The following is an 11,097-nucleotide window of genomic DNA, read 5'->3' on the forward strand; positions in this document are numbered from 1 at the left end:
AGGTTTAAAGGACCGAAGGGACGCATAAACCTTCGTGAGTCGCTTACTCCGAAGTGAAACTTCGGAGTGGGTAAGGGAATCTGGAATCAGATAAATCCCGGGCTGGAAGCCGTAAGGTGACTAGCTTAAAGGACTCAGAAATATGGTGTTTTAAACGATGGAAGCCGAAAGCGACGCATAAAATTGACTGAATCGCTTACTCCGAAGCTTGACTTCGGAGTGGGTGGGGGAGTCTCGAAGCAGCTTTTTTTGACGGATGCCGAAGACAACGAGACTGCCGTTGTCAGATCTATGTGTCGCCTTTTAAAATTCCGTACAGCCTCCGTCAGAACTACCAACCATTCCTTAAGATAAAATTACGCAGAATTACAGAATCATTAAGAAACAGATTTTTATACAGATGCCAAGCTACCATTTTTGTTTGAATCCATTGATGCTGTCATCTCCCATCCTGATGTTTCCGTCCGCGACATAAGAGCTAAACCTGTAAACGCCGAAAGTTTTCGCGTCAATCTTGTCGAAAAATCTATCCGTCACCGTTAAAATGAAAGAAGCACCGGCAAATGCCGGTGCTCTTTTTTTATGCATATTTCCCTCTATTTTAAACGAGACTTCATCGGTATTGATTTTATAATAATAAAGATTCTCAAAAAGTACTATGCAAAATCATGACATCTATAGTATAATATAACCAAATTAAATAGCACTATAGAATTTACTTAATTTTTTATGTATATAGAGGAGGGCTTTGAATAATGAAGAACATTCGTATTGAAGCAGTTGTTGGTCGTGAAATTTTGGACTCTCGCGGTAACCCCACCGTACAGGCTGACGTTATTTTGTCTGACGGCACAGTAGGCCGCAGCGCAGCTCCCAGCGGCGCATCGACAGGCCAGTTTGAAGCTCTTGAACTTCGAGACGGCGATAAGGGCCGTTATGGCGGCAAAGGGGTAACCAAAGCCGTTGAAAACATCAACACGGTATTGCAGGACGTATTGAAAGGACAGGATCCTTTTGATACCTATGGCATTGATAAATTGATGATCGATGCTGACGGCACGCCGGATAAATCCCGTTTAGGTGCCAATGCGATTTTGGCCGTATCCTTGGCTACTGCCAGAGCGGCTGCCGCTTCGTTGGATATCCCCCTGCATCGTTTCTTAGGCGGCGTTAACGGCAATTACCTGCCCGTACCGATGATGAACATCTTAAATGGCGGGGCTCATGCTGCCAACACGGTTGACGTTCAGGAATTTATGATCATGCCGGCCGGCGCTCCTTCCTTCCATGAAGGCCTCCGTTGGTGCGCTGAAGTCTACCATGCACTGGCTGCCCTCTTGAAGAGCAAAGGCCTGGCTACTTCCGTCGGTGACGAGGGCGGTTTTGCTCCGAATCTCGCCAGCGATGAAGAAGCTATTCAGTACATCCTGAAAGCTATCGAAGAAGCCGGCTACAAACCGGGTACGGATTTCGTATTGGCTATTGATGCAGCTGCCAGCGAATGGAAAGGCGAAAAACAGGGCCAGTACCATCTGCCCAAGAGCGGTCAGACCTTCACGACGGATGAGTTAATCGCTCATTGGAAGAAACTGTCCGATGCATATCCGATCTACTCCATCGAAGACGGTCTTGACGAAGAAGATTGGGAAGGCTGGGCTAAACTGACCGAGGCTTTGGGACAGCGCGTGCAGCTCGTCGGTGACGACTTATTCGTTACCAATACGGAACGCCTGGCCAAAGGTATTGCTCAGGGCAGCGGCAACGCTATCCTCATTAAATTGAACCAGATCGGCTCCGTTTCGGAAACGCTGGAAGCCATTAAATTGGCTCACCGTTCCGGTTACCGGGCTATCGTATCCCACCGTTCCGGTGAAACGGAAGATACGTCCATTGCAGACTTGGCCGTCGCTTTGAATACGGCACAGATTAAAACGGGCGCACCGAACCGCAGTGAACGCGTCGCCAAATACAATCGCCTGCTGCAGATCGAAGACGAACTCGGCGGAAAAGGGATTTATCCCGGATTCCAGGCCTTCGGTATTCAGCGCTGATAGTGGTCTTGTCCCCACGTACAAACTTGCTGTAAAATAGGCATAAGAGATTTCCCCAGTGTTGTCAGCCCATATTCTACTTTGGGCGGCACCTGGGGATATTCTTTTCTATAAATGATGCCGTCTGCTTCCATTTCCTTGAGCTGCTGGGATAACATTTTGTGTGTTACCTTTCCCAGGGCTTTTTTTAGTTCGCCATAGCGCAGTACTTCTTTTTTCCACAGCCAAAAGAGGATGTGCATTTTCCATTTTCCGTTGAATAAGGAACAGGCGTAGGCAAAAGGTTCGACATTGACTGCTGCCAATTTTTCGTCCATCGTTATACACTCCTTTCTATTAGAATGATACAAAAAGAGAGTAATGAAGTCAATGCTTCCCTTTGGGATAGTACCTTACTTAATAGTGCATTGTTGATTTTTTGATCTTCGGTCCATATAATAATGAGAGCATCGAGCACGTTGTTTCGTGCATTAGAATAGGAGGAACGAATGATGAAGGTATTAATGGTAAATGGAAGTCCCCATCTCAATGGCTGTACCTGTACGGCGCTGGAGGAAGTCGGCAAAACGCTGAAGGAAAATGGTGTCGACTATGAAATTTTCCAGTTAGGGGCGCGACCCATGCGTGACTGTATCGGCTGTAATAAGTGTAACGGCCAGGGCTGTATCTTTAAAGATGATAACGACGATGCCGTCAATCGCTTTTTGGAAAAAGCTAAAGATGCCGACGGATTTATCTTTGGCTCTCCTGTCTATTATGCCCATCCGAGTGGTCAGATCTTGTCTTTCTTGAATCGTGTATTTTACTCGTCGGCTGTTGGGGAACTCTATCCGGTCTTTGCCGGCAAACCGGGAGCTGCCATCGTTTCGGCCCGCCGCGGCGGTACGACAGCGGCTGTCGATGTCTTGAACAAATACTTTGGCATTGCCAGCATGCCTGTCGTTCCGTCTACGTATTGGAACATGGTTCACGGCATGACGCCCGATGAAGTTCGCAATGACTTGGAAGGTCTTCAGACCATGCGCAATATCGGCCGTAATATGGCTTGGATGTTGAAGGGCTTTGCCAAACAAGGGGCAGAAAGCACTTTTGCCGACCATATCGAAACAGACCATCGGACCGATTTTAATCATTAAGGCTGACCTTAAGGCGTGATATGACTCGATAAGGGAACCGCGTTAAATCTTTGCATAACAAAACGGTTGCTATCCTAAGGGACGAACTCTTGGACAGCAACCGTTTTGTCATAATACTGATTTAAATTAGACTATTTTTGCACCGCTTTACTAGATTAAAGAAATAAGGTAAAGCTATCGTACAAAAGTCTGACTTACCAGGGGGGAGATAAGCTAAACTTTATTTATTAAGAAGACTGTGGCTGCGGCTGTAGCCGTAGTAAATGATCAAGCCGAGAACGAGCCAGCCGATGAAGAGCATATGGGTCAGCGGCGACAGTTCATAAATCAGGTAGAAGCAGACGATAACGCCGATGGGAGCAATGATCGGAAGGATCGGGCAGCGGAATTTCCGCGGGATTTCCGGATGGTTGCGGCGCATAGCGACGATACCGATGAAGTTGATCAAGAATACTGCCAGCGTACCGGTGTTGGATAATTCGACGATGTGCATCAAGGGGACGAAGCCGGAGATGATGGCGATGACGATCGAACCAACGATGGTAATCAGGTACGGTGTGTGGTACGTATCATGAATCTTGCAGAGATGCTGCGGCAGGAGGCCGTCGCGGGAGACTGCAAAGAAGATACGGGACTGGCCGAAGAGGTAAACGATAAGGGTCGTAATGATACCGGCTAAGACGCCGATTGCGATGAGGTTGGCAAGATCAGGCCAGCCGAGGAGACGCAGGGCATAAGCAACCGGTTCCGGCGTATCGAGCTGAGTGTAGTTAACGGCAGCTGTCAGAGCCAGGGATACGGCGATGTACAGGGCCATACAAATGGCGATGGAAGAGATAATCCCGATGGGGAGGTCACGAGACGGGTTCTTACATTCTTCAGCCGATGTAGCAACGGCGTCAAAGCCCATGTACGAGAAGAACACGATCGATGCGCCGCTGAATACGCCGCGAATACCGAAAGGCGTAAAGGGTGAGAGATTATCGGGATTAGCATGCGGTGCAGCCGTGACGACGAAGGCGACGATAGCTGCTAAAGCGACGAGAATCAGTGCAAAGTTTAATTTGGCACTTTGTTTGGTGCCGCGAATGAGTACCGCGCAGAGCAAAAGGATGATAATGATGGATGGCAGATTGACGATCCCGCCTTCAGCCGGTGTTTTGAGCAGATAATCGGGGATGACAAATCCCAAGGATGCACTCATGCCCGATAGATAGCCGGAGAACCCGACGGCAACGGCACTGGCGGTAACGGTATATGCCAGAATTAGTGACCAGCCGCATAAGAAGGCCATCCCTTCACCCAAAGAAGCAAAGGTATAGGAATAAACACTGCCTGAAGCAGGGATGAAGGATGAAAATTCACTATACGTTAAGCCTACGAGAATACAGAGGAAACCAGCGATGACAAAGGATAAAGCAACGCCAGGCCCCGCATAGCGAGCTGCGGCAATACCTGTCAAGACAAAGACCCCGGCCCCGATGATGCCGCCAACACCTAAGAAGGTGAGGTCCATGACGCTAAGATTCTTACTTAGCTTTGAGCTACTTGCATCTTCTTGCAATTGGGATACGGACTTCGTTCGAAAAAATGACATACACTCACATCCTTTTTTAATAAAAATAACAAAAACATTTAATAAGATAAAGTTTTAGCTGATTTCATTTTACTATGATTTATAGGTATCGTCAATATAATTTTAACATATGGAATCGTGTATACAATATCCACCTTGCCAGTTGGACGAGAACATCTTATAATATTGATGATGAGAATTTATTTCTTTTGAATAAAACATAGAGGGGGATATAGCAACTATGGGATTTTTTAGTCATTTATTCCACGGAGATAAGGTAGAGGGAACGAAAAAATATGTTGCAATTTCCGGTATGGTCTGCCAAAATTGCGTAAAACACGTGACCGAAGCCCTTAAGGTCGTCGATGGCATTGAAAAGGTAAAAGTTGATTTGATGCGAGGTCAGGCGGAACTCATCGTCCGAGATGATGTCAGCGACGATGCGATTTTGAAAACAATTGTTAACGCCGGCTACACGGCAACGGAAGTTTCTTCGATACCAAAATCGAATTGATCAGCAAATATCTTATGCATAAGATTAAAAGTATATAGCGAAATGTCATTAAAATGATGGGCTTTCATGGAAGAAAATTCTTTTTCTATAAAGCTTGTCTTTTTGCCTTTTTGTTGGAAATGCAACCGCTCTTTTGCCGGTCGGCGGGTATACTATAAGCACAGTAAGGATTAACTTACCCGTCCAAGTATTTCGAATCGTAACGATTCGGACAAAGGAGTGATTTGTTATGAAGTATAAAGTAAACGATACCTGTATTGCCTGTGGTCTCTGTGCCGGAACTTGTCCCGAAGTATTCCGCATGAACGATGAAACGGGTATGGCCGAAGCCTATGCTGAAGCTACGGAAGCAACGAATGAATCGGCTCAGGACGCGATGAATTCCTGCCCGGCCGGTGCCATTGAAGAAGCATAACCCGGTTTCAAGATCGATACTCTTTATATACTTTTGGTTTGAAGAGAAGCACTGTCGGAGTTTTCCGGCAGTGCTTTTTTGTAGCCCGGTAATAAGAGGGCAGCGCAGCCCTTTTCGCTTTTTTATAAAGTAGAATATGATATAATATATATATACTTATATATAAGACATGACGTTTCTCTTCTTTGGCGTTTGGAAGGAGGTTTACGATGACAGAGCGACAGGCTTTTTCAGCACAGTTACAATTGCTGCAGCAGGCCGAGCAGCAGGACTTGTCGAATCTTTTTATCCTCCACGGCATCGTCCATTTATATCAAGGCGTCTTTGACTTGGCGATGACGGTCTTTCGCGATGCCTTAAAGCGCGATGGCTTCGGGATGTCTGCCATGGGCTCTCCGAAGGAAGTTATTGCCGAGGCATATGAACAGTACCTCTTTGTCGATGAATCTTTGTGGCTGGCTATGATTCGCGAGCGTTTCGGCAGCGAAGATGCCCTCGATGTCCGGGTACGGCGGATTTTGGATTCCTATGTACCGGCTTTAACGCAGCTGCAGGAAGAACTGTAATCCTTATTGGCGCCTTCAGCAGAAATTTAAAACGAAGGTATTGACGGAAGTTGAAAAAGATGATATCATTACAAAAGTTAGGCGTCCACCAACGCCTGGCTTTTTTAAGTTACAGAAAAATTTCCTTGACTTAGACGTAGCTGTTGTGATACATTATAAAGGCAGTCTTACGTACAACTAGGCTTGTGACTATTTTTAAGAGAGGTGTAAGGAATGCGTACAGCTATCACTTTGGCATGCACAGAATGCAAACAGCGCAACTACCGGACGAACAAAAATAAGAAGAATAATCCGGATCGTTTGGAACTGAAAAAATACTGCCCGTTCTGCAAAAAAGAAACGTTACACAAAGAAACGAAATAATTGATTGAATAAGATTGTGCTAATCTTATTTGGATGTGAGAGGTTATATGGCACTTTCAGCTAAAAAAGCAGCACAAAAGAATAAGAAGAAGAACCCGGGCAAGTCATTTTTATCTGGCGTAAAGGTAGAAATGAAGAAGGTCATCTGGCCGACAAAAAGGGAATTGATTAACTACACGGTTATGGTCATTGTTGCTACCATCGTCGTAATGGTAATCATTGGTGTGGCTGACGGCGCGTTCTCGCAGCTGTTTAAGTTATTCCAGCTTGCTGTCGGATAGGAGGGCTGTGCTTAAATGGAAGCAGATATGAAATGGTATGTCATCCATACGTATTCCGGTTATGAAAATAAAGTACTACAAACGCTGGAACAGAAGGTCAAGTCCATGGGTTTGGAAAACGTCATCAACCGAATCCTCATCCCTATGGAAGACGAAATTGACGTAAAGGACGGGAAAAAGCGGACCGTTAAACGGAAAGTATTCCCCGGCTATGTCCTGATTGAAATGGAAGTCAATGACCGTTCCTGGTATGTCGTCCGCAATACTCCCGGTGTCACCGGTTTTGTCGGATCGGCTACGAAACCTATTCCCTTGGAACCTAAGGAAGTCGAAAGAATCCTGGGCAAACAGGAAGTAGAATGCAAACCGAAAACGCACATTTCTGTCGAAGTTGGCGAAGAAGTGCGCATTACCGAAGGGCCTTTTGAAAATTGTATCGCCGTTGTCACGGAGGTCAATGAAGAAAAAGGTACCGTTAAAGGCCTCGTAAATATGTTTGGCCGTGAAACTCCAGTAGAAGTCGACTATTCTCAAATCGAGAAGGGTCTGGAATAAATACTTCTAATGCGGCTTTCTGCCGCGAGTGGGAGAATCGTTACGATTCGTTTGACCACATCTTGTAATGTAAGGAGGTGTAACTCACCATGGCAAAAAAAGTAGCAAGAATGGTAAAACTCCAGTGTGAAGCTGGTAAAGCAACTCCGGCGCCTCCGATTGGCCCTGCATTAGGCCAGGCTGGTGTCAACATCATGGCATTCGTAAAGGAATTTAATGAACGTACAGCTAAACAGGCTGGCTTCATCATCCCTGTCGAAATTACCGTCTATGAAGACCGTTCCTTCACTTTCATTACGAAAACCCCGCCAGCTGCCGTCTTATTGAAGAAAGCAGCTGGTCTGGACAAAGCTTCGGGTGAACCGAACAAGAAAAAAGTAGCTAAATTGAGCCGCGACAAAGTCCGCGAAATCGCAACGACTAAGATGCCGGACCTCAACGCTAACGACGTTGAAGCTGCTATGAAAATGATTGAAGGTTCCGCTCGCAGCATGGGTATCGACATCGTCGACTAATCGACTGTCTGCCCGTGGAAGGGGTAACCCGCTAAACCACATAAGGAGGAAGAAACATGGCAAAAGTAGGCAAGAAATATGCCGAAGCTGCAAAACTGTTCGATAAACAGAAACAGTATGATGTTGCAGAAGCAATTGACATCTTGAAAAAGATGGATACGGCTAAATTCGATGAAACCGTTGAATTGGCTGTAAACCTTAACGTAGATCCGAAATACGCCGATCAGCAGGTCCGCGGCGCCTTGGTACTGCCTCACGGCACCGGTAAATCCAAGACGGTCCTCGTATTTGCACAGGGCGATAAAGAAAAAGAAGCTTTAGCTGCCGGCGCTGACTTTGTCGGTGCTGATGATCTTGTAGAAAAGATCCAGGGTGGCTGGCTCGAATTCGATGTAGCAATCGCTACTCCGAATATGATGGGTAAAGTCGGTCGTCTCGGTAAAATCCTCGGTCCTAAAGGCCTCATGCCTAACCCGAAGGTTGGTACTGTTACGATGGACGTTGCAAAAGCTGTTAGCGAAAGCAAAGCTGGTAAAGTTGAATACCGCACGGATAAAGCCGGCAATATTCACTCCTCTATCGGCAAAAAGTCTTTCGATGCAGATAAATTGATTGATAACTTGACGGCTTTGGTTGATACGCTCATCAAAGTTAAACCGTCGGGCGCAAAAGGCCAGTACATCAAATCCATCACGGTTAGCTCCACGATGGGCCCTGGCGTTCACATCAATCAGTTCAGCATTAAAGGTGCTGCCAAGAAAGAAGAAAATTAATATCTCTCTTAGCTGTAGACTGAAGGTATGTATAATGGACACTATGTCCGCCATCTGAGGCTATGAAACTAGCAGATATCTGACTTTGACTAGTTCGGCCTCGTGGTTTGTCCATGAGGCCGTTTTTGATTGCTAAGACGATATAAATCCTAATTCAAGGAGGTGTATCAAACTCATGTCCACATTTGCAAATCATCCGGTTTCCCCGGCAAAAGCCGCGGTTGTCGAAGAAATGAAAGAAAAAATGCAGTCCGCTCAGGGTGCTGTTTTCGTTGGTTTCACCGGCCTTACCGTTGCTGATGTCACGAAACTTCGCCGTAAGTTCCGCGAAGGCGGTGTCGACTACAAAGTTATCAAAAATACTTTGACTCGCATTGCTGCAGACGAACTCGGCTACAATGCATTGGATGCAGTTCTTGAAGGCCCGACGGCTATCGCTTATTCTACGGAAGATGCCGTAGCTCCGGCTAAGATCCTGAAAGAATTCATCAAAGAAACAAAGACCGAAGCGCTGTCTGTAAAAGCAGGCATCGTCGACGGCCAGGTAATTGATGCTGCAGCTGTTGATGCTTTGGCAAGCTTGCCGAGCCGCGAAGAACTTCTCGCGAAATTGGTTGGCAGCATGCAGGCTCCGATCTCCGGCTTCGTCAACGTACTCCAGGGCAATATTCGCAACATGGTTTATGTGCTTGACGCTGTACGCGCTAAGAAAGCAGAACAAGAAACTGCTTAATTTAGCTTACTATAACTAATAAAAACAAACTTAAAAACTGATACTATGGAGGTATTTCAAAATGACTAAAGAAGAAATCATGCAGGCCATTGAAAACATGACCGTTCTCGAACTTTCCGAACTCGTAAAAGACATGGAAGAAAAATTCGGCGTTTCCGCTGCTGCTCCGGTTGCCGTTGCTGCGGCTCCGGCTGCTGGCGGTGCTGCTGCTGAAGAAAAATCTGAATTCGACGTCATCCTCGCTTCTGCTGGCGACAAAAAAATCGGCGTTATCAAAGTTGTCCGTGAAGTTACGGGCCTCGGCTTGAAAGACGCTAAAGCTCTCGTTGACGGCGCTCCTGCACCGGTCAAAGAAGGCGTTGCTAAAGCTGACGCTGAAGCTCTCAAAGCTCAGCTCGAAGAAGCCGGCGCTACGGTCGAACTCAAATAAGTTGATTCGATTACGATCCCTGCAACCTCTGGTTGCAGGGATTTTTTTGTTCTATAATCAGATACGGGTAGCTTGGAAGTCATTGGTGCCGGGCAACATCCTAATTCAGATAAAAAGTATACGGGAAAATAAAGGAAATTTAACTATTGTTGACGAAACTATACAGGGTCAGAACGTTGCCCTGCGGGATCTCACGATATTGACCCGGGAGCAGCGACTGATACGAAGACTATTATATGGGAGAGAACCGAACCGCTACTTCTACCGAAAATCGTGATGAATTTGTCCACCTTATTGGTACTGCCAATGATACGGGGGAAACGGTTAAACTAAATGATTGGGTATTGCCGGGTGGTATCCATGCATGGTATGACAGAGTGAATCGAAAAACGGGAGAAGTTATTGTTACAGACGGTATCGGTGAATACACGACGGCGCAAATAAAAAATCCGGGTATTTCTTCTGGAGTGACAGAAGCCGCAATGATGCCGCCGAATAATACGCCCGACCTGTCCGATTTAGCCGGTTAGAGCCAGCAGTACAATAATAAGCAGGATGTACCAAATAAAAAGGGGCGTGGAAAATAGAATGCTAGGTTATGATGGACGAACTATATATTTAATCTACCCATATGTTTTAGGGATTGCAATTGTTTTTTTTATAATTCTTTGCGCAGCAGGCATATACCGTGATTTAAATAGAATGTATATACAAAATCTTTTTTTGAGATGCCTGGCGTTGTTTTTATTTATCTTTGAACCATTTTTAAGCATACTCCATGTTATGGATATTATGTATTTTCCACTATTGGAGAAAATAGGTATTGTATGCTATGGGTTAAGTATAATCTGTTATGGCTATGAAATGAAAAGCCGTAAAAAGTATTTAAAGCCTCACTGTTCTTTGACCCGTCATGAAATAGCTGTGATTAAATGGTATAAATCATCAATCATAGTTGGTACTATGGTGACTATTATTAGCATATGGCTTTTTTGGATACTTTAAATAGGCTAATTGGCAAATTCAATTGATGGTCAGTAAACATCTCATCCCGTAATAAGTAAGCATTAGAAGCGAATCGAAACTTATGTTTTGATGGCGTCCTGACTAGGTTCAGTCGCATAATATAGGAGGCGACCGCACCGCTACTTCTACCGGAAAGCGTGATGAATTTGGACACCTTATTGGC

Annotated in this window: 16 protein-coding genes; 13 read left to right on the forward strand and 3 right to left on the reverse strand. The window is 45.6% G+C overall.

From position 1 onward, the window contains the following. The first annotated feature begins 755 nt into the window (after positions 1-755). Positions 756-2,051: a phosphopyruvate hydratase gene (gene eno / locus TX77_RS10410; protein WP_044505037.1), complete on the forward strand. Its 1,296-nt coding sequence runs from the start codon at positions 756-758 to the stop codon at positions 2,049-2,051. Here eno and TX77_RS10415 read toward each other — a convergent pair. Then, a complete protein-coding gene (locus TX77_RS10415; RefSeq protein ID WP_044505038.1) occupies positions 2,042-2,368 on the reverse strand; it encodes a winged helix-turn-helix transcriptional regulator in 327 nt (108 codons plus the stop codon). The genes eno and TX77_RS10415 overlap by 10 nt on opposite strands. 171 nt (positions 2,369-2,539) lie before the next feature. Here TX77_RS10415 and TX77_RS10420 point away from each other — a divergent pair, with 171 nt between their 5' ends. Next, positions 2,540-3,187, forward strand: coding sequence for a flavodoxin family protein (locus TX77_RS10420; protein WP_230198114.1), 648 nt, complete (start codon positions 2,540-2,542; stop codon positions 3,185-3,187). Positions 3,188-3,407: 220 nt separating this feature from the next. On the opposite strand, the gene TX77_RS10425 is transcribed toward TX77_RS10420, so the two are convergent. Next, positions 3,408-4,784, reverse strand: a complete 1,377-nt coding sequence (locus TX77_RS10425; RefSeq protein WP_044505042.1) for an amino acid permease — start codon at positions 4,782-4,784, stop codon at positions 3,408-3,410. 220 nt (positions 4,785-5,004) lie between these two features. Here TX77_RS10425 and TX77_RS10430 point away from each other — a divergent pair, with 220 nt between their 5' ends. The 11 genes from TX77_RS10430 to TX77_RS10480 all read left to right on the forward strand — a co-directional run bounded on the left by TX77_RS10430 (position 5,005) and on the right by TX77_RS10480 (position 10,438). Beyond that, entirely contained in the window at positions 5,005-5,277 is a 273-nt protein-coding gene (locus tag TX77_RS10430; RefSeq protein ID WP_044505043.1) for a heavy-metal-associated domain-containing protein, read from the forward strand. A 229-nt stretch (positions 5,278-5,506) separates the two neighbouring features. Beyond that, positions 5,507-5,692 carry a ferredoxin gene (locus TX77_RS10435; RefSeq protein WP_044505044.1) on the forward strand — a complete coding sequence of 62 codons (186 nt, stop codon included), beginning with the start codon at positions 5,507-5,509 and terminating at the stop codon, positions 5,690-5,692. A gap of 209 nt (positions 5,693-5,901) precedes the next feature. Next, the gene (locus TX77_RS10440) at positions 5,902-6,258 is read left to right on the forward strand and encodes an HI0074 family nucleotidyltransferase substrate-binding subunit (protein WP_044505045.1); all 357 of its coding nucleotides are present in this window, start codon (positions 5,902-5,904) and stop codon (positions 6,256-6,258) included. Between the two features lie 213 nt (positions 6,259-6,471). Next, on the forward strand, positions 6,472-6,621 hold the full coding sequence (rpmG, locus tag TX77_RS10445; RefSeq protein ID WP_014015374.1) for a 50S ribosomal protein L33: 150 nt from the start codon (positions 6,472-6,474) through the stop codon (positions 6,619-6,621). A gap of 47 nt (positions 6,622-6,668) precedes the next feature. Then, a complete protein-coding gene (gene secE / locus TX77_RS10450; protein ID WP_044505048.1) occupies positions 6,669-6,902 on the forward strand; it encodes a preprotein translocase subunit SecE in 234 nt (77 codons plus the stop codon). A gap of 15 nt (positions 6,903-6,917) precedes the next feature. Further along, the gene (gene nusG, locus TX77_RS10455; protein WP_044505049.1) at positions 6,918-7,457 is read left to right on the forward strand and encodes a transcription termination/antitermination protein NusG; all 540 of its coding nucleotides are present in this window, start codon (positions 6,918-6,920) and stop codon (positions 7,455-7,457) included. A gap of 89 nt (positions 7,458-7,546) precedes the next feature. Next, on the forward strand, positions 7,547-7,972 hold the full coding sequence (gene rplK / locus TX77_RS10460) for a 50S ribosomal protein L11 (protein WP_044505050.1): 426 nt from the start codon (positions 7,547-7,549) through the stop codon (positions 7,970-7,972). A 56-nt stretch (positions 7,973-8,028) separates the two neighbouring features. Continuing rightward, complete coding sequence (gene rplA / locus TX77_RS10465; protein ID WP_044505051.1) at positions 8,029-8,745, forward strand: 50S ribosomal protein L1; 717 nt, start codon at positions 8,029-8,031, stop codon at positions 8,743-8,745. Positions 8,746-8,920: 175 nt separating this feature from the next. Next, a complete protein-coding gene (gene rplJ / locus TX77_RS10470; RefSeq protein WP_044505053.1) occupies positions 8,921-9,478 on the forward strand; it encodes a 50S ribosomal protein L10 in 558 nt (185 codons plus the stop codon). Positions 9,479-9,539: 61 nt separating this feature from the next. Further along, positions 9,540-9,908 (forward strand): 50S ribosomal protein L7/L12, encoded by a 369-nt coding sequence (gene rplL / locus TX77_RS10475; protein WP_044505054.1) that lies wholly within the window; start codon positions 9,540-9,542, stop codon positions 9,906-9,908. Between the two features lie 236 nt (positions 9,909-10,144). After that, entirely contained in the window at positions 10,145-10,438 is a 294-nt protein-coding gene (locus TX77_RS10480) for a hypothetical protein (RefSeq protein WP_044505056.1), read from the forward strand. A gap of 446 nt (positions 10,439-10,884) precedes the next feature. On the opposite strand, the gene TX77_RS14160 is transcribed toward TX77_RS10480, so the two are convergent. Further along, a partial coding sequence (locus tag TX77_RS14160; RefSeq protein WP_230198115.1) for a hypothetical protein occupies positions 10,885-11,097 on the reverse strand: 213 nt, incomplete at its 5' end.

Source organism: Megasphaera massiliensis, from assembly GCF_000455225.1.
Lineage (GTDB): Bacteria > Bacillota > Negativicutes > Veillonellales > Megasphaeraceae > Megasphaera > Megasphaera massiliensis.

Coding starts and splice junctions, on each gene's coding strand:
- eno (WP_044505037.1), top strand. CDS start 756: ATGAAGAACATTCGTATTGAAGCAGTTGTTGGTCGTGAAATTTTGGAC.
- rplK (WP_044505050.1), top strand. CDS start 7,547: ATGGCAAAAAAAGTAGCAAGAATGGTAAAACTCCAGTGTGAAGCTGGT.
- TX77_RS10420 (WP_230198114.1), top strand. CDS start 2,540: ATGATGAAGGTATTAATGGTAAATGGAAGTCCCCATCTCAATGGCTGT.
- rpmG (WP_014015374.1), top strand. CDS start 6,472: ATGCGTACAGCTATCACTTTGGCATGCACAGAATGCAAACAGCGCAAC.
- TX77_RS10430 (WP_044505043.1), top strand. CDS start 5,005: ATGGGATTTTTTAGTCATTTATTCCACGGAGATAAGGTAGAGGGAACG.
- nusG (WP_044505049.1), top strand. CDS start 6,918: ATGGAAGCAGATATGAAATGGTATGTCATCCATACGTATTCCGGTTAT.
- TX77_RS10435 (WP_044505044.1), top strand. CDS start 5,507: ATGAAGTATAAAGTAAACGATACCTGTATTGCCTGTGGTCTCTGTGCC.
- rplJ (WP_044505053.1), top strand. CDS start 8,921: ATGTCCACATTTGCAAATCATCCGGTTTCCCCGGCAAAAGCCGCGGTT.
- rplA (WP_044505051.1), top strand. CDS start 8,029: ATGGCAAAAGTAGGCAAGAAATATGCCGAAGCTGCAAAACTGTTCGAT.
- rplL (WP_044505054.1), top strand. CDS start 9,540: ATGACTAAAGAAGAAATCATGCAGGCCATTGAAAACATGACCGTTCTC.
- TX77_RS10425 (WP_044505042.1), bottom strand. CDS start 4,784: ATGTCATTTTTTCGAACGAAGTCCGTATCCCAATTGCAAGAAGATGCA.
- TX77_RS10480 (WP_044505056.1), top strand. CDS start 10,145: ATGGGAGAGAACCGAACCGCTACTTCTACCGAAAATCGTGATGAATTT.
- secE (WP_044505048.1), top strand. CDS start 6,669: ATGGCACTTTCAGCTAAAAAAGCAGCACAAAAGAATAAGAAGAAGAAC.
- TX77_RS10440 (WP_044505045.1), top strand. CDS start 5,902: ATGACAGAGCGACAGGCTTTTTCAGCACAGTTACAATTGCTGCAGCAG.
- TX77_RS10415 (WP_044505038.1), bottom strand. CDS start 2,368: ATGGACGAAAAATTGGCAGCAGTCAATGTCGAACCTTTTGCCTACGCC.